General features: G+C 57.6%; 23 protein-coding genes and 1 pseudogene. 16 read left to right on the top strand and 8 right to left on the bottom strand.

The window, feature by feature from the left end; translation table 11 throughout:
• Positions 1 to 252: 252 nt before the first annotated feature.
• The 5 genes from osmY (at position 253) to clcB (ending at position 5,098) form a co-directional block, all read left to right on the top strand.
• Positions 253 to 963: an osmoprotectant ABC transporter permease OsmY gene (gene osmY / locus DG357_RS10420; protein WP_028012985.1), complete on the top strand. Its 711-nt coding sequence runs from the start codon at positions 253 to 255 to the stop codon at positions 961 to 963.
• A gap of 18 nt (positions 964 to 981) precedes the next feature.
• On the top strand, positions 982 to 1,881 hold the full coding sequence (osmX, locus tag DG357_RS10415; RefSeq protein ID WP_041910236.1) for an osmoprotectant ABC transporter substrate-binding protein OsmX: 900 nt from the start codon (positions 982 to 984) through the stop codon (positions 1,879 to 1,881).
• Positions 1,882 to 1,889: 8 nt separating this feature from the next.
• On the top strand, positions 1,890 to 2,537 hold the full coding sequence (gene osmW, locus DG357_RS10410) for an osmoprotectant ABC transporter permease OsmW (protein WP_028012983.1): 648 nt from the start codon (positions 1,890 to 1,892) through the stop codon (positions 2,535 to 2,537).
• Positions 2,537 to 3,685, top strand: a complete 1,149-nt coding sequence (gene osmV, locus DG357_RS10405) for an osmoprotectant ABC transporter ATP-binding protein OsmV (RefSeq protein ID WP_045631630.1) — start codon at positions 2,537 to 2,539, stop codon at positions 3,683 to 3,685. The genes osmW and osmV overlap by 1 nt, the downstream gene beginning before the upstream one ends.
• 102 nt (positions 3,686 to 3,787) lie before the next feature.
• Positions 3,788 to 5,098 (top strand): voltage-gated ClC-type chloride channel ClcB, encoded by a 1,311-nt coding sequence (clcB, locus tag DG357_RS10400; RefSeq protein WP_088205363.1) that lies wholly within the window; start codon positions 3,788 to 3,790, stop codon positions 5,096 to 5,098.
• On the opposite strand, the gene bioD is transcribed toward clcB, so the two are convergent.
• The 3 genes from bioD to DG357_RS10385 all read right to left on the bottom strand — a co-directional run bounded on the left by bioD (position 5,033) and on the right by DG357_RS10385 (position 8,105).
• Positions 5,033 to 5,728, bottom strand: a complete 696-nt coding sequence (bioD, locus tag DG357_RS10395; protein WP_028012980.1) for a dethiobiotin synthase — start codon at positions 5,726 to 5,728, stop codon at positions 5,033 to 5,035. The genes clcB and bioD overlap by 66 nt on opposite strands.
• 130 nt (positions 5,729 to 5,858) lie before the next feature.
• Positions 5,859 to 7,079, bottom strand: a complete 1,221-nt coding sequence (mlc, locus tag DG357_RS10390; RefSeq protein WP_041910244.1) for a sugar metabolism global transcriptional regulator Mlc — start codon at positions 7,077 to 7,079, stop codon at positions 5,859 to 5,861.
• Between the two features lie 129 nt (positions 7,080 to 7,208).
• Entirely contained in the window at positions 7,209 to 8,105 is an 897-nt protein-coding gene (locus tag DG357_RS10385; RefSeq protein WP_088205362.1) for a LysR family transcriptional regulator, read from the bottom strand.
• 121 nt (positions 8,106 to 8,226) lie between these two features.
• On the opposite strand from DG357_RS10385, the gene DG357_RS10380 reads away from it, so the two are divergent.
• Positions 8,227 to 9,480, top strand: coding sequence for an MFS transporter (locus tag DG357_RS10380; RefSeq protein WP_045261454.1), 1,254 nt, complete (start codon positions 8,227 to 8,229; stop codon positions 9,478 to 9,480).
• A 63-nt stretch (positions 9,481 to 9,543) separates the two neighbouring features.
• Here the strand turns inward: DG357_RS10380 and DG357_RS10375 are convergent, their stop codons facing one another.
• Together DG357_RS10375 and DG357_RS10365 are read right to left on the bottom strand one after the other, a co-directional pair.
• Positions 9,544 to 10,935: an APC family permease gene (locus DG357_RS10375; RefSeq protein WP_063153918.1), complete on the bottom strand. Its 1,392-nt coding sequence runs from the start codon at positions 10,933 to 10,935 to the stop codon at positions 9,544 to 9,546.
• Between the two features lie 356 nt (positions 10,936 to 11,291).
• Positions 11,292 to 12,710 carry a glutamine synthetase family protein gene (locus DG357_RS10365; RefSeq protein ID WP_024909135.1) on the bottom strand — a complete coding sequence of 473 codons (1,419 nt, stop codon included), beginning with the start codon at positions 12,708 to 12,710 and terminating at the stop codon, positions 11,292 to 11,294.
• A gap of 214 nt (positions 12,711 to 12,924) precedes the next feature.
• Between DG357_RS10365 and puuD the strand changes: the two are divergent.
• From puuD to DG357_RS10320, 9 genes and pseudogenes are all read left to right on the top strand, one after another.
• Positions 12,925 to 13,687, top strand: a pseudogene (gene puuD, locus DG357_RS10360) (gamma-glutamyl-gamma-aminobutyrate hydrolase).
• A 25-nt stretch (positions 13,688 to 13,712) separates the two neighbouring features.
• The gene (gene puuR / locus DG357_RS10355; protein WP_013096835.1) at positions 13,713 to 14,270 is read left to right on the top strand and encodes an HTH-type transcriptional regulator PuuR; all 558 of its coding nucleotides are present in this window, start codon (positions 13,713 to 13,715) and stop codon (positions 14,268 to 14,270) included.
• Between the two features lie 157 nt (positions 14,271 to 14,427).
• Entirely contained in the window at positions 14,428 to 15,921 is a 1,494-nt protein-coding gene (gene puuC, locus DG357_RS10350; protein WP_088205361.1) for an aldehyde dehydrogenase PuuC, read from the top strand.
• Complete coding sequence (locus DG357_RS10345; protein ID WP_028012971.1) at positions 15,918 to 17,198, top strand: NAD(P)/FAD-dependent oxidoreductase; 1,281 nt, start codon at positions 15,918 to 15,920, stop codon at positions 17,196 to 17,198. Before puuC ends, DG357_RS10345 begins: the two co-directional genes overlap by 4 nt.
• Positions 17,199 to 17,223: 25 nt before the next feature.
• Complete coding sequence (gene puuE / locus DG357_RS10340) at positions 17,224 to 18,495, top strand: 4-aminobutyrate transaminase (RefSeq protein WP_088205360.1); 1,272 nt, start codon at positions 17,224 to 17,226, stop codon at positions 18,493 to 18,495.
• Positions 18,496 to 18,645: 150 nt separating this feature from the next.
• Positions 18,646 to 20,133 carry a carboxypeptidase M32 gene (locus DG357_RS10335; RefSeq protein ID WP_063153915.1) on the top strand — a complete coding sequence of 496 codons (1,488 nt, stop codon included), beginning with the start codon at positions 18,646 to 18,648 and terminating at the stop codon, positions 20,131 to 20,133.
• A gap of 148 nt (positions 20,134 to 20,281) precedes the next feature.
• Positions 20,282 to 20,656 (top strand): acid resistance repetitive basic protein Asr, encoded by a 375-nt coding sequence (asr, locus tag DG357_RS10330; RefSeq protein ID WP_032642591.1) that lies wholly within the window; start codon positions 20,282 to 20,284, stop codon positions 20,654 to 20,656.
• Positions 20,657 to 20,749: 93 nt separating this feature from the next.
• Complete coding sequence (gene ydgU, locus DG357_RS23325) at positions 20,750 to 20,833, top strand: small membrane protein YdgU (protein ID WP_023617729.1); 84 nt, start codon at positions 20,750 to 20,752, stop codon at positions 20,831 to 20,833.
• Between the two features lie 102 nt (positions 20,834 to 20,935).
• Positions 20,936 to 21,757 carry a trypsin-like serine peptidase gene (locus DG357_RS10320; protein ID WP_063153914.1) on the top strand — a complete coding sequence of 274 codons (822 nt, stop codon included), beginning with the start codon at positions 20,936 to 20,938 and terminating at the stop codon, positions 21,755 to 21,757.
• A gap of 38 nt (positions 21,758 to 21,795) precedes the next feature.
• Here the strand turns inward: DG357_RS10320 and mdtI are convergent, their stop codons facing one another.
• The 3 genes from mdtI to DG357_RS23375 all read right to left on the bottom strand — a co-directional run bounded on the left by mdtI (position 21,796) and on the right by DG357_RS23375 (position 22,763).
• Positions 21,796 to 22,125 (bottom strand): multidrug/spermidine efflux SMR transporter subunit MdtI, encoded by a 330-nt coding sequence (gene mdtI / locus DG357_RS10315; protein ID WP_028012966.1) that lies wholly within the window; start codon positions 22,123 to 22,125, stop codon positions 21,796 to 21,798.
• On the bottom strand, positions 22,112 to 22,474 hold the full coding sequence (mdtJ, locus tag DG357_RS10310) for a multidrug/spermidine efflux SMR transporter subunit MdtJ (RefSeq protein WP_028012965.1): 363 nt from the start codon (positions 22,472 to 22,474) through the stop codon (positions 22,112 to 22,114). The genes mdtI and mdtJ overlap by 14 nt, the downstream gene beginning before the upstream one ends.
• Positions 22,475 to 22,592: 118 nt before the next feature.
• Positions 22,593 to 22,763 carry a protein YdgV gene (locus tag DG357_RS23375; protein ID WP_088205359.1) on the bottom strand — a complete coding sequence of 57 codons (171 nt, stop codon included), beginning with the start codon at positions 22,761 to 22,763 and terminating at the stop codon, positions 22,593 to 22,595.
• A gap of 133 nt (positions 22,764 to 22,896) precedes the next feature.
• Here DG357_RS23375 and DG357_RS10305 point away from each other — a divergent pair, with 133 nt between their 5' ends.
• The gene (locus DG357_RS10305) at positions 22,897 to 23,931 is read left to right on the top strand and encodes an AI-2E family transporter (RefSeq protein ID WP_063153913.1); all 1,035 of its coding nucleotides are present in this window, start codon (positions 22,897 to 22,899) and stop codon (positions 23,929 to 23,931) included.
• Positions 23,932 to 23,933 lie beyond the last annotated feature (2 nt).

The raw sequence follows: 23,933 nt of genomic DNA, 5'->3' as shown, positions 1-23,933 counted from the left end.
GCGCCCTTTGATATGTGACACTGTCACTATTGAAAATTCGCTTTAGGACTATTCTGCCCGGCACGCAACCAGCCCTTACGCCATAAGGCTTTAATTAAGGTTGTCACTAATTTCATAGGGTTACTGATTTTCCCCCTTCGCTGGAACCCTTCCCAAACGCTTGCTATAGGTCAATTACCCCTGCCGAAACATGGCATAACAACAGGCAACCGGTGGTTGCTATAACGCATGCGCACAGGGAGACACACCGCAATGCACCCATTACTCAAACGCTCGCTGCTGTTTGTCGGCGCCATTCTCGTGGTCCTAGCCCTCCTCGTCTGGGGAATCGGGCTTGAGACAATCAAGGCGCGCCAGGTTGACCTGGTCTACCTCGGGCAACAGCACATGATTCTGGTTTTCTCGTCGATGTTTTTTGCCCTGCTGGTGGGCATTCCGGCCGGTATTCTGCTGAGCCGTCCGGCCGCGCGGGGCGTCGCCGAATACGTGATGCAAATCTTTAATGTCGGCAACACCCTGCCGCCGCTGGCCGTGCTGGCGCTGGCGATGGTGGTGATTGGTATCGGCGATACGCCCGCCATCATCGCCCTGTTCCTCGCCTCGCTGCTGCCGATTGTGCGCAATACCTACGCCGGGCTGTGCTCGGTCCCGTCGTCGCTGCTGGAAGCGGCAAACGGGATTGGGATGACCAAATGGCAGCGCCTGTGCCAGGTTGAGCTGCCCAACGCCTGGCCGGTTATGCTCTCGGGGATCCGCATCGCCACCGCCATTAACGTCGGTACCGCGCCGCTGGCGTTTCTGATTGGCGCCAGCAGCTACGGCGAGCTGATTTTCCCGGGCATTTACCTGAACGATTTCCCAACCCTGATCCTCGGCGCGGCGGCCACCGCCCTGTTCGCCCTGATCCTCGACACCCTGCTGGCGGCGCTGGGTCGCGTGATGAGTCCCCATCTCGCTCGATAACAATAACAAGGAGCTTTTATGAGACTGATATCCAGCCTGGCGGCGCTGTGTGCCGCGGCGCTGTTCACCGGCCAGGCGATGGCAGCCCCGCTGATCCTGGCGACCAAGAGCTTTACCGAGCAGCACATTCTCTCGGCGATGACCGTACAGTACCTGCAAAAGAAAGGTTTTCAGGTTCAGCCAAAAACCAATATTGCCACGGTGATCTCCCGCAACGCGATGATCAACAAGCAGATTGATATGACCTGGGAGTACACCGGCACGTCGCTGATCATCTTCAACCACATCAACAAGCGCATGTCCCCGCAGGAGTCCTGGGAGACGGTGAAGCGCCTGGATGCGAAGCACGGTCTGGTGTGGCTCAAACCCGCCGACATGAACAACACCTACGCCTTCGCCATGCAGCGCAAGCGCGCCGAGGCGGAGCATATCAACACCATGTCGGAGATGGTGGCGAAAATTGAACAGGTTCGCAAAACCAACCCGGACAAAAACTGGCTGCTGGGCTTAGACCTTGAATTTGCCGGGCGCAGCGACGGCATGAAGCCACTGCAGGAGGCCTATAAGATGGATCTGGACCGTCCGCAAATCCGCCAGATGGACCCGGGTCTGGTCTATAACGCTGTGCGCGACGGCTTCGTCGACGCCGGGCTGGTTTATACCACCGACGGGCGCGTGAAGGGCTTTGATCTCAAAGTGCTGGAAGATGATAAAGGCTTCTTCCCGAGCTACGCGGTCACCCCGGTGGTGCGCAAGGACACCCTGGAGGCCAATCCCGGTCTGGAAGAGGCGCTTAATACCCTCTCGGCCCAGCTCAACAACGACGTTATCACCGAGCTGAACAAGAAGGTGGATATTGACCATCAGTCACCGCAGCAGGTCGCCCGCGATTTCCTGCGTAGCAAACAGCTGCTGTAGGAGGCGCTATGGATACCGTTCACTACATTCTGGACAACTGGGACTATCTGTTAACCCTGACGCTGCAGCATCTGTGGCTGGTGGCGCTGGCCGTGGGCTTAGCGATTATCATCGGCGTCCCGCTGGGCATTCTGATTGTCCGTCACAAGTGGCTGGCGACGCCGGTGCTGGGGATTGCCACCATTGTGTTGACCATCCCGTCCATTGCCCTGTTTGGCCTGATGATCCCGCTGTTTTCGCTGATCGGTCAGGGGATTGGCGCCCTGCCCGCAATCACGGCGGTGTTTCTCTACTCGCTGCTGCCGATCGTGCGTAACACCCACACGGCGCTCGACAGCCTGCCGCCGGGCCTGCGCGAAGCCGGACGCGGCATCGGCATGACGTTCTGGCAGCGTCTGCGCTGGGTGGAAATTCCGATGGCGCTGCCAGTGATTTTCGGCGGGATCCGCACCGCCGTGGTGATGAACATCGGCGTGATGGCGATTGCCGCCGTGATTGGCGCGGGCGGACTTGGCCTTCTGCTGCTTAACGGCATCGGCGGAAGCGATATTCGTATGTTGATTGCGGGCGCGCTGATGATCTGTCTTTTAGCGATTGTGCTCGACTGGCTGCTGCACCGTCTGCAGGTGGTTCTGACTCCAAAGGGGATTCGATAATGATAAAACTGGAAAACCTCACCAAACAATTTTCACAGAAGCACGGCCAGACCTTTAAGGCCGTCGATAACGTCAACCTGAACGTGCCCGAAGGAGAAATGTGCGTCCTGCTCGGCCCGTCTGGCTGCGGAAAGACCACCACCCTGAAGATGATTAACCGCCTCATCACCCCAAGCAGCGGAAACATCCTGATTAATGGCGAGGACACCAACGGGATGGACACCGTCACCCTGCGCCGCAACATCGGCTATGTGATCCAGCAGATTGGCCTGTTCCCGAACATGACCATTGAAGAGAACATCACCGTCGTGCCGCGCATGCTGGGCTGGGATAAAGCGCGCTGCAAAGCCCGCGCCGAAGAGCTGATGGATATGGTGGCAATGGATCCGCACAAGTTCCTCCACCGCTATCCGCGCGAGATGTCCGGCGGCCAGCAGCAGCGTATTGGCGTTATTCGCGCCCTGGCGGCGGATCCTCCGGTACTGCTGATGGATGAACCGTTCGGCGCGGTGGACCCGATCAACCGTGAGGTGATCCAGAACCAGTTCCTCGAGATGCAGCGCAAGCTGAAAAAAACCGTCATGCTGGTGAGCCACGATATCGACGAAGCCCTTAAGCTCGGCGACCGCATTGCGGTATTCCGTCAGGGAAAAATCGTCCAGTGTGCCAGCCCGGATGAACTGCTGGCGAAACCGGCGAACGAGTTTGTCGGCTCGTTTGTCGGTCAGGATCGCACGCTGAAGCGCCTGCTGCTGGTCTCCGCCGGCGACGTCACCGACCAGCAGCCGACCATTACGGTACGCGGTTCGACTCCGCTCCCGGAAGCCTTTGCAACCATGGATGATAACGATATTCGCGCGATTACCGTGGTTGACGAGCACGGCAAGCCGCTGGGCTTTGTGAAGCGTCGCGAAGCGCGTAACGCCAGCGGGACCTGCGCCGACATCCTGCATCCGTTCCGCATGACCGGCAAAGCCGAAGACAACCTGCGCGTGGTGCTGTCACGCCTGTATGAGAGCAACACCAGCTGGATGCCGATCGTGGATGAGGACGGGCGCTACAACGGCGAGATTTCGCAGGATTATATTGCCGAGTATCTGAGTTCAGGGCGTACGCGCCGGGCGCTGAATATTCATAGCGAGAGCTAATTTTTCCGGCCGGGCATCGCCCGGCTTTTTCGCACGCATACCTTTTGCTAACCCCACGATTTCCCGCCACAATATTGTATCGTCCCCGTTTAATCGCGACCCATGCAACGTCTTCATACGTACCCCGACATCCGTGCGATGTTTCGCCGACTCCTGATTGCCACCGTCACCGGCGTGCTGGCCGCGCTGGCCGTTGCGGTGTTCCGCCACAGCATGTACCTGCTGGAGTGGCTGCTTCTGAGCAACGACAGCGGCAGCCTGGTGAATGCCGCCGCGTCGCTCTCCCCCTGGAGGCGCGCGCTGACGCCCGCGCTGGGCGGGCTGGCTGCCGGGCTGTTGCTCTGGGGATGGCAGCGCCTGACCGCCCAGCGGCCTCATGCCCCCACCGATTATATGGAAGCGCTGGAGACCGGCGACGGTCAGTTTGATTACGGCGCGAGCCTCGTTAAATCTCTTGCTTCGCTGCTGGTCGTTGCCAGCGGAAGCGCCATCGGCCGCGAAGGGGCCATGATCCTGCTTGCCGCCCTCGCCGCCTCCTTTTTTGCCCGGCGCTTTACGCCCAAATCGGAATGGAAGCTTTGGATCGCCTGTGGCGCCGCCGCCGGGATGGCCAGCGCCTACCATGCTCCGTTAGCGGGAAGCCTGTTCATTGCAGAGATTCTGTTTGGCACGCTGATGCTGGCCTCGCTCGGCCCCGTGGTGATTGCGGCGGTGGTGGCGCTTCTTACGACGCAACTCCTGGCACCGGGTGCCGGTACGCTCTACGAGGTCCATCTGAGCGGCATTCTCACCGCGGCAGATTATGCCCTGCTGGTCGCGATGGGGCTGCTGGCAGGTCTCTGCGGACCGCTGCTGATGTGGCTGATGGCGTTCAGCCACGGGCTGTTCCTGCGCCTCAGGCTTTCGCCGCCGTGGCAGCTGGCGCTCGGCGGCTTGATTGTTGGACTGCTTTCTCTTTTGACGCCGAAGGTTTGGGGAAACGGCTACAGCGTGGTTCAGGCTTTTCTGCTCGCCCCGCCGCTGCTGTCGGTGATTGCTGGCGTGTTCATCTGTAAATTGCTGGCGGTGCTGGCAAGCAGCGGTTCGGGTGCGCCGGGCGGGGTATTTACGCCTACGCTGTTTGTCGGTATGGCTACGGGGATGCTGTTCGCGCAGCTTTTCGCGCTGTGGCTGCCGGGTTCTGAGACGGCCATGTTGCTGGGGCTGGCCGGGATGGCAACGCTGCTCGCTGCGACCACGCATGCACCCATTATGTCGGCGCTGATGGTCTGTGAAATGACCGGGCAGTATTTTTTACTGCCCGGTTTACTGGTCGCCTGCGTGATAGCGTCCGTACTGTCGCGGACGTTACGCCACGACTCGATCTACGGTCAACACGCCACCGAGGGCAGAGAGATCGATGTACTGCGCTAGCTCGCGCTGCTCGGCGCGAGGCAGATAAGGCAGCTCGCCCACCAGCGGGCCAGGCAGTTTGGTGCTCAGTACGTCGATGATCTCCGCGTAGTGCGCGAGGCCTGGATTAATACGGTTTGCCACCCAGCCAGCCAGCGGCAGGCCGTCATTGGCAATCGCCTGCGCCGTCAGCAGCGCGTGGTTGATACACCCTTCCTGGATCCCCACTACCATCACTACCGGCAGCTGTTCCTGCACGACCCATTCAGACAGCGGGCGTAAATCATTCATCAGGCTGCGCCAGCCGCCCGTTCCTTCGACGACTACGTGATCGACCTGCTCACTCAGGTTCGCCAGCCCGTCGGATAACAGGGAATAATTGATCGGGCCGCTGTGCGCCACGCTGCTTTCATCTTCGCTTAACGCAATAGGATTGACCGCGTGGTAAGGCAGTTCCAGTGACGAGACGCTTTGCAGCACCAGGGCGTCTTTATTTCGCAATCCCTCTGGCGTCTCTTTACTCCCTTTTGCGACCGGTTTGTACCCAGCGACGCGTTTACCGCTTGCTGTCAGAGCCTGCAGCAATGCGCGGGATACAACGGTCTTGCCGACAGAGGTATCTGTACCAGTAACAAAGAAACGCTTAAGCATGACTCACTCCACCTCTTGGGTATGCTTCGAAAATATCAACCAGGTAAATAATTCAGTGGAGGAAGTCTACGGGATGCGTGCGCTACCCGGCTTGAGATAGCGCAATTTTTCTTACATCTGCGGAAAAGAGTTAACCCTGTAACAGGCGGATAAGCAGCGAGCCATTGTACATGGCATCTTTGACCAGCGCCGCGCCGGCCATCGTGCCCTGGTTGGAAAACTGGGTACTTTCTACCGCAATATTTCTGCTGTAGGCGGGAAGCGACTGCTGCTGAATACAGGCCGTAATCGCCGGAAAAAGGATCTCCGCCGCCTGGCTGAGCGGTGAGCCGATCAGGATTTTTTGCGGATTGAAGAGGTTCACCATAATCGCCAGAATGCGGCCTACGTTATTACCCACCCCGGTAATAATGTCCTTCGCCAGCAGATCCCCCTGACGCGCGGCGGCGCAAAGGGAATCCACCGTTAAGGGTTGGCCGTGCAGCGAGGAACTCATGGACTGACTGAGCCTCACCTGCGCCAGTTCGAGCACGCTTTCCACGCTGGCGATCGTCTCCAGACAGCCATGGTTCCCGCAGTAGCAGCGTTTACCGTACGGGTCGACCTGGGTATGGCCAATTTCCACCAGGCTGCTGCTCCCGGCGTGGAGAAGCCGTCCGTCGGTGATCACCCCCGCCCCGACGTTATGGTCGATGACCACCTGAATGACATCCCGCGCACCGCGCGACGCGCCGAACAGCGCTTCCGCCATCGTCCAGGCGCTGATGTCGTGCTGAATATAGACCGGGACGCCGGTATGGTTTTCCAGCACTTCGCCCAGCGGCATCTCTTTAACATCGTCGTAAAACGGCATGCGGTGAACAATACCATTTTCGGTATCAATAATGCCGGGCATGGTGATGGCAATCGCCGTTAAGCGTTCAAGCCGCTGCTGATGGCGAATAAAGAAGCGATCGATATGGGAGACAATCGCATCGAGAAGCGGTTCCTCGGCGTTGAGCGGCAGCTCAAGCCGGTCTTCCACCACCAGCTTGCTGCTGAGATCGCGTAGTGCAAGGAAGATCTCTCCGCGGCTGATGCGCAGCGAGAGGTAGTGCCAGGCTTCCGTCTCGACCACCAGACCGACCGCCGGACGACCACGGCTGCCCGGCTCCTGAATTTCCGTCTCCTGGACCAGGTGCGCTTCCAGCATTTCGCGGACAATTTTGGTGATACTGGCAGGTGCCAGCTGTGCCAGGCGCGACAGATCGATACGCGAAACCGGACCAAGCTGATCAATCAGGCGATACACCGCGCCAGCGTTGGTCTGCTTAATCTGATCAATATGCCCTGGCTGACTATCAGCAACCACCTCGTACTCCCTTATTTTCGAGCTTCGAAATAAACTGTTGGCTATGGTGAAGCACTTCCATGGGTGTCGTCAAATATTTACTTAGCCTTGTGATTTACCGCACATTTTTACCCGTTTTCCAGGGAAATATCAGACCGCGGAAGCCTGGATTAACCGCTGTTTGAAGCGCTGGGCAGCATGACTCTGTTCGCGATGTTTTGACCACACCAGCCACATCTCCGAAACGGCATCCTCCTCGGCGATAGCAACCCAGCGCATCTCGCGTAGCTGTACCCGCTTAAAGGAGGCCGGGAGTATCGACACGCCCAGCCCGGCGGCGACCAGGCCGATAATGGTCATCGCCTCTCCCACTTCCTGGGTAATGACCGGCGCCAGATCGTAGCGGCGCATCAGCCCCAGAATATCGTCATACAGGCCCGTCCCGACCTGCGGGTCAAAAAAGACAAACGGCTCTTTTGCCAGCTCTGCCAGCGAAACCATCGGACGCGACGCCAGCGGGTGATCGTTCGGGATCATGGCCATCAGCGGTTCGCGCAGGATAACCTCCCACGCCAGCGTGTCCGGCAGCTGGGTATTACGCATCAGCCCCAGATCGAGCGCACCTTCGTTCAGCGGCGCAATCTGCTCGCGGGTATTAATTTCGCGCGTCTGAATATGCACGTCCGGAAAATGACGGCGGAATGACGAAAGCGTCTGCGAGACGGCGCTGATAAACGGCGCGGACGAGGTAAACCCGATCCGCAGCTCCCCGGCTTCCCCAAGATAGAGCCGTTCCGCCCGGGCAGCGGCGTCGTCGACCATGCTCAGAATTTGTCGGCTGTCGATCAGAAACTGCTTACCCGCTGCCGTCAGGCTCACGCTGCGGTTGGTGCGGGCCAGAAGACGCGCCCCGACCTGCTGTTCGAGGATTTGAATCTGCTGGCTTAAGGGCGGCTGAGAAATGTTCAGTCGTGCCGCCGCGCGGCCAAAATGCAGCTCTTCGGCGACGGCGACAAAGTAGCGAAGATGACGCAGCTCGATATTCATATTTTTAAAGTATCATTTGAGATTATTAATATATTAGACAGAATATTTACATTTTCCTACCCTGAAGGTGTGGTCATACCCGTCACCAGAAATCACGGGGATGTTTAAGCAAGGAAACTGTGTGAGTCGTACATCTACCATTGATATCGAGCCGGCCAGAGATATTAATGATTTGCCTGTAGCATCGCAGCCGGTTCAGTTCATCAAACGTGGTACCCCCCAGTTTATGCGCGTCACGCTGGCGCTCTTTTCCGCCGGTCTGGCAACGTTTGCCCTGCTCTACTGCGTTCAGCCGATTCTGCCCGTTCTCTCCCATGAGTTTGGCGTATCGCCCGCCAGCAGCAGCGTTTCGCTTTCCATTTCAACCGGGATGCTGGCAATTGGCCTGCTTTTTACCGGCCCGCTCTCCGACGCCGTTGGCCGTAAACAGGTGATGGTAACCGCCCTGATGCTGGCCTCGGTCTGTACGTTACTCTCGACCATGATGACCAGCTGGCACGGCATTTTGATGATGCGCGCGCTGATCGGGCTATCGCTCAGCGGCGTGGCGGCAGTCGGGATGACCTATCTCAGCGAGGAGATCCACCCGAGCTTTGTTGCCTTTTCGATGGGGCTGTACATCAGCGGGAACTCGATTGGCGGCATGAGCGGGCGTCTGCTGAGCGGGGTATTCACGGACTTCTTTAGCTGGCGCATTGCGCTGGCGGTGATCGGGTGTTTTGCGCTGGCATCGGCCCTGATGTTCTGGAAAATCCTGCCGGAATCGCGCCATTTTCGCCCGACGTCTCTGCGCCCGAAAACGCTGTTTATCAACTTCCGCCTGCACTGGCGTGACAAAGGTTTACCGCGACTGTTTCTGATGGGATTCCTGCTGATGGGTTCCTTCGTGACGCTGTTTAACTATATTGGCTACCGCCTGATGCTCTCGCCGTGGCATCTGAATCAGGCCGTTGTGGGTTTGCTTTCCGTGGCCTATCTCACCGGTACGTGGAGTTCGCCGAAAGCCGGGGCGATGACGGCACGCTTTGGCCGCGGGCCGGTGATGCTGGTGTTTACCGCAGTGATGCTGCTCGGCCTGCTGCTGACGCTCTTCTCTTCCCTGTGGCTTATCTTTGCCGGGATGCTGCTCTTCTCCGCAGGGTTCTTCGCCGCTCACTCCGTCGCCAGCAGCTGGATTGGCCCGCGCGCGCGTCGCGCCAAAGGCCAGGCATCGTCGCTGTATCTGTTTAGCTATTATCTGGGCTCAAGCATCGCCGGGACGCTGGGCGGCGTGTTCTGGCATCACTACGGCTGGAACGGCGTGGGCGGGTTTATCGCGCTGATGCTCTGTGCCGCACTGCTGGTGGGCGCAAGCCTTCATAAACGCCTGAGATAATCATCCTGCGGGCTGATGCCCGATCCAGATAAACGGCACCAGCTTACTGGTGCCGTTTCACGTTCAGGAATCCCAGGCCTGCTCTATCTTACCGGCTTCAAACTGTGGAGGCGGTTTTCGGAAGCGGCGCGTGAGCCAGGTCAGGTAAAGGACACCCAGTGCCGCCCAGATGAGGCCAAGCGTCAGGGACGTCGCTTCGAGGTTGATCCAGAGCACGCCGACCGTTGCGGCACCAATGAGTGGCAGCAGGAAATAGTGGAGCCGATCTTTCCACGTTTTGTTCAGCCCCTTACGCCGCCAGAAATGGTTGTACACCGAGAGATTAACAAACGTAAACGCCACCAGCGCGCCAAAGTTGATCAGCGCCGTCGCGGTCACCAGATCAAAGTACAGGGCCGACAGCGCCACTATCCCTACCATAATCACGTTCAGGGCCGGAGTGCGCCACTTCGGATGCACGTAGCCAAACACCCGCTCAGGAAAGACGTTGTCACGCCCCATCACGTACAATAAGCGTGAGACGCTGGCGTGCGAGGCCAGGCCTGAAGCGAGCGTATTCACAAACGTGGTGCACAGAAACACCGACTGGAAGAGCTTGCCGCCCACGTACAGCGCAATTTCCGGCAGCGCGGCGTCCGGGTTCTTGAAGCGCGCGATCGTCGGGAAAAAGAGCTGCATGAAAAACGAGGCAACAATAAATATCAGCCCGCCATACAGTGCGGTCAGGAAAATGGCTTTGGGGATCACCCGCGCCGCGTTTGGCGTCTCTTCCGACAGCGTGGTGACCGCGTCAAAGCCGAGGAAAGAGAAGCAGACGATAGTCGCGCCGGTAATGATAGGAAGCAGGTGCGCGTTCTCGCTGATAAACGGCTGGAGCGACCAGACGGTGCCGACCCCCTCACCCTTGTGCAGGCCATGCACTACGAGTATGACAAACACCACCATGATGGCGACCTGCACCAGCACAAACAGGGTGTTAAAGTTGGCGACCAGGTTAACGCTTTTCAGGTTCGCCAGCGTCAGGATCGTCACAAACCCCACCACCCAGACCCAGGGCGGGACTTCAGGGAACAACGCGGAAAGGTAGATCTTCGCCAGCAGCACGTTGATCATCGGCAGGAAGAGATAGTCCAGCAGCGATGACCAGCCGACCATAAAGCCTAAGTGGGGGCCGATCGATTTCTGCGTGTAGGTATACGCGGAGCCCGCTTCCGGGAACTGCCGCACCAGTTTGCCGTAGCTGATGGCGGTAAACATGACGCCCGCCAGCGCCAGCAGATACGAGGCGGGCACGTGGCCGTTGCTGATTCCGGACACAATGCCGAAGGTATCAAACACGGTCATGGGAGTGAGGTAAGCCAGCCCCATCATGACAACCTGCCAGAGCTTGAGGGAACTGCGCAGCCGGGTTCTTCCGGCCATGCGCGGCGAGTCAAGAGAGGTATTAGTCGCCATAAACCATCCCCCCCATGCTTACCGTGGTTTGCAATCGCGCTGACCGTAACGCAAACCTGCTTAGCAAAGGGGGAAGTTGTAAAGAACATACGCGATCGTACCAGCGCAGCGTCTCTCGCTCGCACTCACAGCAGGCGCCTGACTGGCCCCCTTCGCCCTGCGGATAGTTGAACATCTGCATCATTTCCTACCTCGTCACACAGTGTCGTTAAGAAAGTCCCTGTGCCGCCTGCGCTCCATAACGCGACTCCCGGGAGATAGCTGGCGTGCCAGCGAACGTTTCGGCCAGGCTCCGCGCAGGCCGTTTGGTGATACGTATGCGGTGAAACAAAGCGGCCCCTAACCGGGGCACGTCATCAGGCGTTTTTCAGCATCCACTCAATTTCTGTTTCGGTAATCAGGCGTTCAAACTGCAGCAATTCATCATTTTTGCAGGCGTGATAGACGTGGCAGAAACGTTCGCCCAGCCGCTCGCGAAGATGATCGTTTTGCATAAATTCCCACAGCGCATCGCTCTGACGAATCGGGAACGGCAGTCCGTCCTGCTCCAGACCATTGCCTTCCACTTCTTCCTGCAGGGGTAAATCGTTATCCAGCCCGTGCAGAATGCCGGCAAAAATCGCCGCCATCACCAGATACGGGTTCGCGTCTGCTCCCGCCACGCGGTACTCGACCCGATGGTTATGGCGATCGCCGCAGGGGATACGCAGGGCAACGGTGCGATTATTGTGTCCCCATGACGCCTGCGTCGGTACGTACATTCCCGGCTGGAAGCGGCGGTAGGAGTTGACGTTCGGCGCCAGCAGCGCCATGGACGCGGGCATCAGATCGATCATTCCGGCCAGCGCGCGTTTCAGCAGCGCGGAATCCTCGCCGCTGGCGTCTGCGAGCACGTTTTCGCCTCGGTTGTTTTGCATGCTGATGTGAATATGCATCCCGCTGCCTGCATGCTCTTCATACGGCTTTGCCATAAACGTGGCGTGCATCTTATGTTTTTCCGCCATCTGCCTGACGAGACGTTTTAGCGCCAGCGCATCATCGCAGGCGTCGAGCACGTTTTCCGTATGATGCAGGTTAATTTCAAACTGGCCCGGGGAGGCCTCAGCCACGGCCCCGTCGGCGGGGATCAGCTGCAGCTGCGCCAGTTCGTCAATGTCGTTCAGCACGTCAGCAAAGTGGTTCAGATTATCAACCGAGTAGACCTGGCTCTGCGTGTTGCGCACGTCGGTGCCCGGCGCGCAGGGGGGCTGCAGATAGCCGTCGGCATCGCGTTTACGGTCAAGTAAATAGAACTCCAGCTCTACCGCTACCACGGGGAACAGACCGCGCTGGCGCAGCTGCTGCCAGAGTCGGTTGAGTACGTTCCGCGGCTCAACGTCAAAGGGAGCGCCATCTTCATCAACCATGGTGAGCTGCACCTGACCAATGTATTCCGGGTCGGCGGCGGACGGCGTCAGGGTACCCGGCACCGGCACGCAGATACAGTCCGGCTCGCCGAGCTCCTGCCCCAGGCCCGCCTCTTCCACGACGTTACCCAAAATGTCCATGGCGAAAACCGATGCCGGGAAATAGCAGCCTTTTTCAAGCTTGCTCAGTCCGGCAACCGGGATGCGCTTGCCGCGAAAACAGCCGTTCAGGTCGGTCAGAAGGACATCAATAAATTGGGTGTCAGGATACTTTTCTAAATAGCGCTTCACTTCCTGCGTAAAGGCGCTGCCCCGCCTCTCATCCGTGTGCTGCACAAAGTTCTCAACTTCTACGATATTGGTTTCCATGATTTACCACCGTTTTTGGGATTTGCGTTCGCTGCTCTGGACTGTCAAATATAATGTCCACCCTATCGAATCTGTATGCAAACAAATTGTTTGTCAAATGTTAAATTAAGTTTGCAAAAGGCAGATCCCGTTGCTAGATTGAGAAAATATTGAACGAAAAGGCCGTTTCACAGGCGAGAATGGCCTAAATTTAGTCCACTTTGTGAGGGCGATCATGGAAAATATAATGAACAAGCCAGTTATTGGCGTAGTGATGTGCAGAAACAGGCTTAAGGGTCATGAGACCCAGACCCTGCAAGAAAAGTACCTGAATGCCATTATTAACGCGGGGGGCTTACCGATTGCCTTACCCCATGCGCTGGCAGAGCCAGAGCTACTTACCGCTCTGCTGCCAACTGGACGGGATTTACCTGCCGGGCAGCCCAAGTAACGTGCAGCCGCACCTTTATGGTGAAAACGGCGATGAGCCTGACGCCGATCCCGGGCGAGATCTTCTGAGTATGGCGCTGATTGCCGCCGCGCTCGAAAGGCGCATCCCCATTTTCGCCATCTGCCGGGGGCTGCAGGAACTGGTTGTTGCGACGGGAGGAACGCTGTATCGCCGCCTGTTCGAGCAGAACGACCTGCTTGAACACCGGGAAGATCCTGAACTGCCGGTTGAGCTACAATACGCCCCTTCTCATGAGGTTCAGGTTCAGGAGGGAGGACTGCTGTCTCAATTAATACCTGGCTGTAACACATTTTGGGTAAACTCGTTACACGGGCAAGGTGCACGAACGTTAGGACCACGGCTTCGCGTGGAGGCCCGTTCGACGGACGGGCTGGTGGAAGCGGTCAGCGTTCATGACCACCCTTTTGCCCTCGGCGTGCAATGGCACCCCGAATGGAACAGCAGCGAGTACGCCCTCTCACGTATGTTGTTTGATGGTTTTATCACCGCCTGTCAAAGCCACATTGCCGAGAAGCAACGGCTTTGACCACTACCGTAAAGGAAATGCAACTATGAGCGATGACGGACTGGCGCCAGGGAAACGTCTGTCTGAGATCCGCCAGCAATTGGGTCTCTCGCAGCGGCGTGCCGCCGAACTGTCTGGGTTAACACACAGTGCCATCAGCACCATTGAGCAGGACAAAGTGAGTCCTGCCATCAGTACGCTGCAAAAGCTGCTGAAAGTCTATGGGCTGTCGCTCTCGGAATTCTTTTCGGAACCGGAAAAACCTGATGAACCGCAGGTGGTTATTAATCAGGAAGACCTTATCGAAATAGGCAGTCAGGGGGTTTCGATGAAGCTGGTTCATAACGGAAATCCGAACCGTACGCTGGCGATGATTTTTGAAACTTACCAGCCTGGAACCACGACCGGAGAGAGGATCAAACATCAGGGTGAGGAGATCGGTACGATACTGGAAGGTGAAATAGTGCTGACCATTAATGGCCAGCCTTATCACCTGGTTGCAGGGCAGAGCTATGCCATCAATACCGGCATACCGCACAGCTTCAGCAATACCTCGGCAGGCATCTGCCGCATTATCAGTGCCCACACCCCCACCACGTTCTAATTACCACTCAGTCCCGGCGTAAGCGCGCTTACGCCGGGACAAATAAAAACGATCAATGTCGGCATTCAACGGGTTAATTCCCGGGATGCCCCACGGCTTCGTATTGCCTGAAACGGCCATGCCTTTATTTATCTGATTGCGAAAGAAAGGAGTGAATATGCATTTTCAGCACCTGACTTACTGGCAGGATAAAGCAAAAAACAGCGCCATTGAGACCCGGTTATTTATTAACGGTGCCTATTGTGACGCCGCCGATAATGCCACGTTTGAAACCGTCAATCCCGCTACCCAACAGACGCTGGCGAACGTGGCCCGTGGCAAGCAGGCGGACGTGGACCGCGCGGTTCAGACCGCGCGTGAGGTATTTGAGCGCGGCGACTGGTCACAGGCGTCTCCGGCGCAGCGCAAGGCCGTGCTGAATAAGCTCGCCGATTTGATGGAGCGCCACGGCGAAGAGCTGGCCTTACTGGAAACGCTGGACACCGGTAAACCCATCCGCCACAGCCTGCGCGACGATATTCCCGGCGCGGCTCGCGCCATTCGCTGGTACGCCGAAGCGGCGGATAAAGTCTACGGCGAAGTGGCGCCTACGGGTCCGGGCGAGCTGGCGATGATCGTGCGCGAGCCGATCGGGGTTGTCGCGGCCATCGTCCCCTGGAACTTCCCGCTGCTGCTGGCCTGCTGGAAGCTGGGCCCGGCGCTGATCGCGGGCAATAGCGTGGTATTAAAACCGTCGGAGAAATCACCGCTCACCGCCCTGCGCCTGGCCGGGCTGGCGAAAGAGGCGGGCCTGCCGGACGGCGTGCTGAATGTGATAAGCGGTTACGGCCATGAAGCGGGCCAGGCGCTGGCACTGCATCCGGAGGTCGAAGTGCTGACGTTTACCGGCTCTACCCGTACCGGCAAGCAGCTGTTGAAGGACGCGGGAGAAAGCAACATGAAGCGCGTCTGGCTGGAGGCCGGCGGCAAGAGCGCCAACATTATCTTTGCCGACTGTCCGGACATGGACAAGGCCGTGAGCGCGACCGCCGCCGGGATTTTTTACAACCAGGGGCAAGTCTGTATCGCCGGTACCCGCCTGCTGCTCGAAGACAGCATCGCCGATGATTTTCTGGCAAGGCTGAAAGCGCAGGCCCGCCACTGGCAGCCGGGCGATCCGCTCGACCCCGACAGCACGATGGGCATGCTCATCGACGCTGCGCACGCCGATACCGTCCACACGTTTATTCGCGAGGGAACCCGGAAAGGTACGCTGCTGCTGGACGGGCGGGAACAATCATGGCCTTCCGCAGTCGGTCCCACCATTTTTGTCGACATCGACCCTGCCTCCCCGCTGTGCCGGGAAGAGATTTTCGGGCCGGTGCTGGTCGTCACCCGTTTTAAAACCGAAGAGGAAGCCTTAACGCTGGCCAACGACAGTGAATACGGGCTTGGCGCGGCGGTATGGACCCGCGATCTCTCCCGGGCGCACCGCATGAGCCGCCGCCTGAAAGCCGGCTCGGTCTTCGTCAATAACTACAACGACGGTGATATGACCGTCCCCTTTGGCGGCTATAAGCAGAGCGGCAACGGTCGCGATAAGTCCCTGCACGCGCTGGAAAAATTTACCGAACTGAAAACCATCTGGATTGCCCTGGAGCCTCAATCATGACCGAACATACCACCAGCTACTACGCGGCCAGCGCGAATGCTTATGAACCTTTCCCGACGCTTAACGAGTCGATCAGCTGTGACGTGTGCGTGGTGGGCGGCGGCTATACCGGCCTCTCCTCCGCGCTGCATCTCGCCGAAATGGGCTACGACGTGGTGCTCCTTGAAGGTGCGCGCATCGGCTTCGGCGCCAGCGGACGCAACGGCGGCCAACTGGTTAACTCCTACAGCCGCGATATCGACGTGATCGAGAAAAACTACGGGCCCGATGCCGCCAAAGTGCTCGGGAGCATGATGTTTGAAGGCGGGGAAATTATTCGGGAGCGTATCCAGCGCTATCAGATCCAGTGCGACTATCGTCCCGGCGGGCTGTTTGTGGCGCTAAACCATAAGCAGCTGGAGACGCTGGAGGAGCAAAAAGCCAACTGGGAACGCTACGGCAACACGCAGCTGGAGTTGCTGGACGCCAGCGCCATCCGCCGGGAAGTCGACAGCGACCGCTATACCGGCGCGCTGCTGGACCGCAGCGGGGGGCACATTCATCCGCTGAACCTGGCGATCGGCGAAGCGGACGCCATTCGCCTGAACGGTGGGCGTGTATATGAACAGTCTCCGGTGACCGCCATTCAGCACACCAGCCCAGCAGTAGTAAGCACGCAGCATGGCCAGGTCACGGCCCGCTACGTGATCGTCGCCGGGAATGCCTATCTGGGCGATAAGATAGAACCGGAGCTGGCAAAACGCAGCATGCCCTGCGGCACCCAGGTGGTGACCACCGCTCCGCTGCCGGAAGAGGTCGCCCGCACGCTGATCCCCAATAACTACTGCGTGGAAGATTGCAATTATCTGCTGGATTACTACCGCCTCACCGCCGACAACCGCCTGCTGTACGGCGGTGGCGTCGTCTATGGCGCGCGCGATCCGGACGATGTCGAGCGCCTGGTGATGCCAAAGCTGCTGAAAACCTTCCCTCAACTGGCAGGCGTCAAAATCGACTACCGCTGGACGGGCAACTTCCTGCTGACCCTGTCCCGTATGCCGCAGTTTGGTCGTCTGGATAAAAACATCTATTACATGCAGGGCTACAGCGGCCACGGCGTGACCTGCACCCATCTGGCCGGGCGGCTGATCTCGGAACTGTTGCGCGGTGACGCTGAGCGCTTTGATGCGTTTGCCAACCTCCCGCACTACCCCTTCCCGGGCGGCCGCAGCCTGCGGATTCCATTCACGGCGATGGGCGCGGCGTACTACAGCCTGCGCGATCGTCTTGGCGTATGATCGTTTCGACAAAAGGGTATCTGACATGAGTAACCAGGAATTTCATCAGCGCAGACTTTCTGCCACCCCGCGCGGCGTAGGCGTAATGTGTAATTTCTTTGCCCGCACGGCGGAGAATGCCACCCTCACCGACGTGGAAGGCAACGACTATATTGATTTCGCCGCCGGGATCGCGGTGCTGAATACAGGCCATCGTCATCCTGAACTGGTGGCCGCAGTGGAAAAACAGCTTCACCAGTTCACCCACACGGCCTACCAGATTGTGCCGTATGAAAGCTATGTTTCATTAGCCGAGAAACTTAACGAGCTGGCCCCGGTGCAGGGCCCGGCCAAAACGGCGTTCTTCACCACGGGCGCGGAAGCGGTGGAAAACGCCATTAAAATCGCCCGGGCTCACACCGGCAGACCGGGCGTGATTGCCTTCGGCGGAGGCTTCCACGGCCGAACCTATATGACCATGGCCTTAACCGGCAAGGTCGCGCCTTATAAGCTGGGATTTGGCCCCTTCCCGGGGTCGGTTTATCACGTGCCGTATCCCTCAGAGCTGCACGGCATCACGACGCAGGATGCCATCACGGCGATAGAACGCCTGTTCAAAGCGGATATTGAGGCGAAACAGGTGGCGGCGATTATTTTTGAACCCATTCAGGGTGAAGGCGGATTCAACGTCGCCCCGCCAGAGCTGGTGGCCGCCATCCGCCGAATCTGTGATGAGCACGGGATCGTGATGATTGCCGACGAAGTGCAGAGCGGCTTCGCCCGTACGGGTAAACTGTTTGCCATGGAACACTACGTGGACAAGCCCGACCTGATGACGATGGCGAAAAGCCTGGCAGGCGGAATGCCGCTGTCTGGCGTGGTGGGTCGCGCCGAAATCATGGACGCGCCGGCGCCCGGCGGTCTGGGGGGGACCTATGCAGGCAACCCGCTTGCGGTGGCCGCCGCGCACGCGGTGCTGAAGATTATCGACAACGAGTCACTGTGCGCCCGCGCCTGCCATCTGGGGGATCGACTGAAAGCCACACTGGAGGAGATTCAGGGCACCTTCCCTGCGCTCGTGGCGATAAGGGGAAGAGGATCGATGATTGCGGCGGAGTTTTTTGATCCCGAGAGCCGTGAGCCTTCGGCCGCCATCGCGCAGGCGATACAGCAAAAGGCGCTCGCCCAGGGCCTGCTGTTATTGATCTGCGGCCAGTACGGCAACGTGATCCGCTTCCTTTATCCGCTGACCATTCCGGATGCCCAGTTCAACCAGGCACTGGCGATCCTGCAACAGGTTATGCGTGATAAGTCCTGAGTGCCCACCGAAAACCGTCACCCGGAATGCCGGGGACGGTTTCAACGGAGGAGATCGGCACAGATTTCCTCCATGTGGGAAATGTTGGGGAATTTGGTCTGTTTCATTGTATGCTCCCTGAAACACATCCCCGGCATGAGGAAATAAGAATTGCAAAAAACATCAGCCTATCAGTCACTTGTGAAAACCTTCCAGCGCCTCTCACGCTTCTCGCACCTCTCCTCCATCGCCAGCTGGGACATGTTCACCATGATGCCGCCCGGCGGCAGCGCCGCGCGCGGTGAAGCGCTGGCAGAGATGAGCGTCCTGCAACATCAGATCCTGACCGATAAAAAAGTCGGCGACCTGTTAGCGGCCGCAGCAGGGGAAGATCTGAATGACGTCGAACAGGCCAACCTGCGGGAAATGACGCGACAGTATCAGCAGGCTACCCTGCTGCCGGAATCGCTGGTGGAAGCCAAATCCCTGGCGGGCAGCAGGTGCGAGCACGCCTGGCGTACGCAGCGTCCCGCCAACGACTGGCAGGGCTTTTCCGCCAACCTGAAAGAAGTGGTGAAACTCAGCCGTGAAGAAGCCCGCCTGCGCGCAGAAGCCAAAGGCTGTACGCCGTACGACGCGCTGCTGGATATTTTTGAACCGGACATGACCAGCGCGCGCCTGGACGTGCTGTTTGGTGATATGAAAACCTGGCTGCCGGACCTGCTGGCAAGCGCGGTGGAGAAACAGGCTCAGCGGTCGTTCGTTCCGCCGCAGGGCCCCTTCCCGACGGCAACCCAGCGCGAACTGGGTCTGGAAGCCATGAAGATGCTCGGCTTCGATTTTAACGGCGGTCGCCTCGACGTAAGTGCGCACCCGTTCTGCGGCGGCGTACCGGAAGATGTGCGCATCACCACGCGCTATGATGAGGACGAGCTGCTCAGCGCGCTGTTTGGCGTGATCCACGAAACCGGACACGCGCGCTACGAACAAAACCTGCCGCGCGCGTGGGCAGGACAGCCTATTGCCCTGGCCCGCTCAACCGCGATCCACGAATCCCAGAGTCTGTTCTTTGAGATGCAGCTGGGACGCAGTGAAGCCTTCCTCAAGCATCTTCTCCCTGCGGTGCACGCCCGCTTTGGCAGCCAGGCGGCGTTCAGCGAAGAGAACTTTATCGCCTGGAACCAGCGCGTGAAGCCGGGCTATATCCGCGTCGATGCGGACGAAGTGAGCTACCCGGCACACGTGGTGCTGCGCTATGAGATTGAGCGGGCGCTGATCAACGGCGAGATTGAGGTGGACGATATCCCCGCCCTGTGGGACGAGAAAATGCAGGCCTGGCTCGGATTATCCACCAAAGATAACTACCGCAACGGCTGCATGCAGGATATCCACTGGACCGACGGCGGGTTTGGTTACTTCCCGTCGTACACGCTGGGCGCGATGTATGCCGCGCAGCTGTTCCATGCTGCAAAGACCGCGCTTCCGGGACTGGCGCCCTCCATCGCTGAAGGGGATTTTTCCGCCCTCTTTGAGTGGCTGCGTCAGAACATCTGGCAGCACGGTAGCCGCTTTAGCACATCGCAGTTAATCACCCAGGCGACGGGGGAAGATCTGAATATCCGCTACTTCCGCGAACACCTGACCTCACGCTACCTGTAATGATAAGGCCGGGGTTCTTCCCCGGCCTTGTACATATGGTTACACGCGGATACCAATCACTCACGGAAACCCCGAATTTACAGGGATATAGTTATTTCAACGGCCCCGCAGTGGGGTTAAATGAAAAACCAAATTCGAGGGTATGAACATGAAAAAAGTATTAGCTCTGGTTGTTGCCGCTGCTATGGGTCTGTCTTCTGCTGCGTTTGCTGCTGAAACCACTGCTGCACCAGCTGCTGCGGCGCCTGCTGCAACGACCACCGCGGCACCAGCAAAAACCGTACATCACAAGAAACACCACAAAGCCGCTAAACCGGCTGCAGAGCAAAAAGCGCAGGCTGCGAAAAAGCACCACAAAAAAGCCGCTAAACCAGCCGTAGAGCAGAAGGCTCAGGCTGCGAAAAAGCACCACAAGAAAGCCGCTAAACCAGCCGTAGAGCAGAAAGCCCAGGCTGCGAAAAAGCATCACAAAAAAGCAGTAAAACACGAAGCTGCTAAACCAGCTGCACAGCCAGCTGCGTAAGCGTACAAGCTTAACCGGGCCCTGCGGGGCACGTTGGTAAACCGGCGCTGAACCGGAAAAGGTTCTGCGCCGTTTTTTTTATCCGGAGGGCGTATGCTGCGACGCTATCGGTTTGAGCTGATTCTTATCCTGCTTATTTTATGCGCGCTCATCGCAAGCCGCTTTTATCTTTCCTGACTGTAGCACGCTGATTTTACTCCCACTTTAGCGCCGTCCCGTCTATAGTATTTTCATAGGGTTCACTTTTAATAATCATAATTACCCCCACCAGAGTGTGATATGCGTAAATCTGTTGTGTTGTTGCTGGGAACGTTTGGCCTTTTTTCTGGATTTTCACAGGCGGATGATGGCGGTGATAACGCCATTAGCGCGAAAGAGCTAAAGACGCTTTTTTTCGGTCATGACGATCGTACTCGCGTCACCGATCCTACCCAGGCTCCCTGGGATGCTATAGGCCAACTGGAAACCGCTAGCGGCAACCTGTGTACCGCGACGTTAATCACCCCGCAATTAGCGCTGACGGCGGGCCACTGCCTGTTGACGCCACCCAACGGTAAGCCAGACAAAGCGGTTGTCTTACGATTTGTGTCGCAAAAAGGGATCTGGCGCTATGAAATCCACGGCATTGAAGGCCGGGTTGATGCTTCTCTTGGGAAGCGTCTTAAACCGGATGGAGACGGCTGGATTGTGCCGCCCGCGGCAGCCTCATGGGATTTTGGCCTGATTATTTTGCGCTACCCGCCTTCGGGCATTACGCCGCTGCCGTTATTTGATGGCGATAAAGCGGCGCTCACCGCCGCGCTGAAAGCCGCCGACCGCAAGGTAACGCAGTCAGGCTACCCGGTCGATCATCTGGATTCGCTTTACACCCACACGGACTGTATCGTGACAGGCTGGGCGCAGACCAGCGTGCTTTCCCATCAGTGCGATACGTTGCCGGGCGACAGCGGTTCACCGCTGATGCTGAAAACCGATAACGGCTGGCAGTTGATTGGGGTTCAAAGCTCCGCCCCGGCGGCGAAAGACCGCTGGCGAGCCGATAACCGGGCCTTATCCGTCACCGGTTTTCGCGATAAGCTGGAAGCGCTGGCTAAAGAGTAAGCCAGCGCGGCTGTCTGTGAATCAGGGTTACCGATTGATCAGGCGAGTTTTATCATGATCATGCCCGCCAGCAGCAAAATCAGTCCTATCCAGCCTTTATTATTTAAACGCTGCCCGAAAAGCACCCACCCTGCGGCCAGGGTGGCGGCGATACCAAAACCGCCCCACAGCGCATAGGCCACAGACAGATCGATACCTTTGACCGCCTGTGACAGGGCGCTGAACGCCCCCAGCACTGCGGCAATCGACATCAGGCCATAAACCTTACGGCGAAAACCGTCAGAGAATTTCAGCAGAACGTTCGCCAGAATTTCCAGCACGATGGCGAAGCCCAGCCAGGCCGCATGAACCCATTCAAACTGTTGCATGGTTCTGCTCCTTCTGCTGTTTTGTCGGTTTACGGGTACCTGATTTAATCAGCACGATACCCGCGACCAGCGTCGTTAACCCGGCGACCTTCATTGTTGTTAATGTTTCGTCGAATATCAGAACGCTGAACAGCGTAATCAATAAAATACCGATCCCTTCCCACAGCGCATAGGCCACACCCAGCGCAATTTTCTTCACCGCAAATGAGAGGAAAATATAGGAAAGGGATATCATCACCAGCATTAAAATAAAACCGGTATTGCCCTCGCTGACGCTTGCCCATTTCATTGACAGCGTGCCGGTAATTTCAGCGAGGATAGCCAGGGCTAATAAGATCCAGTAAAACATGTTTTTCTCCTGCTTGAGAATATAATCCATCGTGGCCCGCTGCATGCAGCAAACCAAAAAAATATGAAATTAAATCAGACAGCTAAGCGCGTAGCGCCAGCTCAGGCAGAAGAGATGACTATAGTGCGGTGCGCCAGTGTTGCTCACCAGCAATCAGGCAGAAGGAGGTAGAAAATAGAGCAGCGTTGTTTGAAGAATAGGTCCTGAACAAATTGTCCATAAAATTACAATTATCCGCGTTGTTGCTTCTCGTCTTTGCGGATGAAAATTGTCCTCGGTAGTTGAACACGCCAAATTTGTACCATAACTGAAAATTTTACTCAAAGTCTTTTCAATTCTTTACCCATCCCGTTTGATTTTGGTTAGTTTATTGCAGGACGTTTACCCTCTATTATAAATAAAAAGCATTTTTTGGAGTCACCATGGCTAAACCCATTATTACCCTCAACGGGTTAAAAATTGTCATCATGCTGGGCATGCTGGTGATCATACTCACGGGCGTTCGTTTTGCCGCCGACATCATTGTGCCCTTTATTCTGGCCTTGTTTGTTGCGGTGATCCTTAACCCACTGGTCCGGCGCATGACGCGGCTGCGCATCCCGCGCGTGCTGGCAATTACCCTGCTAATTAGCATCATTATTTTCGCCATGGTGTTACTGGTTGCGTATCTGGGTACCTCGCTGAACGAACTGGCGCGAACGCTGCCGAAATACCGTTCCTCGCTGGCGATACCGCTGCTGCAGCTTGAGCCCTGGCTTCAGCGCGCGGGAATAGAAGTTTCGGTTGAGGAGCTTCTTAAATATATCGACCCTAATGCGGCCATGACCATCGTCACAGGCCTGCTGACGCAGCTTTCCAATGCCATGACCTCCATTTTCCTGCTGTTTTTAACGGTGGTGTTCATGCTGCTGGAGGTGCCACAGCTGCCCGCAAAGTTACAGCAAATCATGGTTCGTCCGGTTGAAGGAATGGGAGCTATTCAGCGCGCGCTGGACAGCGTTTCACGCTATCTGGTACTGAAAACCGTCATCAGCCTGGTCACCGGGGTGGTGGTCTGGGGAATGCTGGTGGCGCTGGACGTCCGCTTTGCGTTCGTCTGGGGGTTACTGGCATTTGCGCTCAATTACATTCCTAACATCGGCTCCGTGCTGGCGGCAATCCCCCCTATTCTTCAGGTGCTGGTGTTCAGTGGATTTTATGATGCGCTGATTCTGCTGGCCGGCTATCTGGCGATTAACCTGGTATTCGGGAATATTCTTGAACCACGAATGATGGGGCGTGGGCTGGGGCTTTCGACGCTGGTCGTCTTTTTGTCCCTGATTTTCTGGGGCTGGCTGCTCGGTCCCGTAGGCATGCTGCTCTCCGTTCCGCTGACCATCATCGTGAAGATTGGTCTGGAACAGACGGCGGGCGGGCAAAGCATCGCCGTGCTGCTGAACGATATGAGCCATCAATAGCC

It is taken from the genome of Enterobacter bugandensis (assembly GCF_900324475.1).
Classification (GTDB): domain Bacteria; phylum Pseudomonadota; class Gammaproteobacteria; order Enterobacterales; family Enterobacteriaceae; genus Enterobacter; species Enterobacter bugandensis.
Note: the sequence above shows the minus strand (reverse complement) of the source record. Positions and strands in the feature narration are given on the sequence as shown.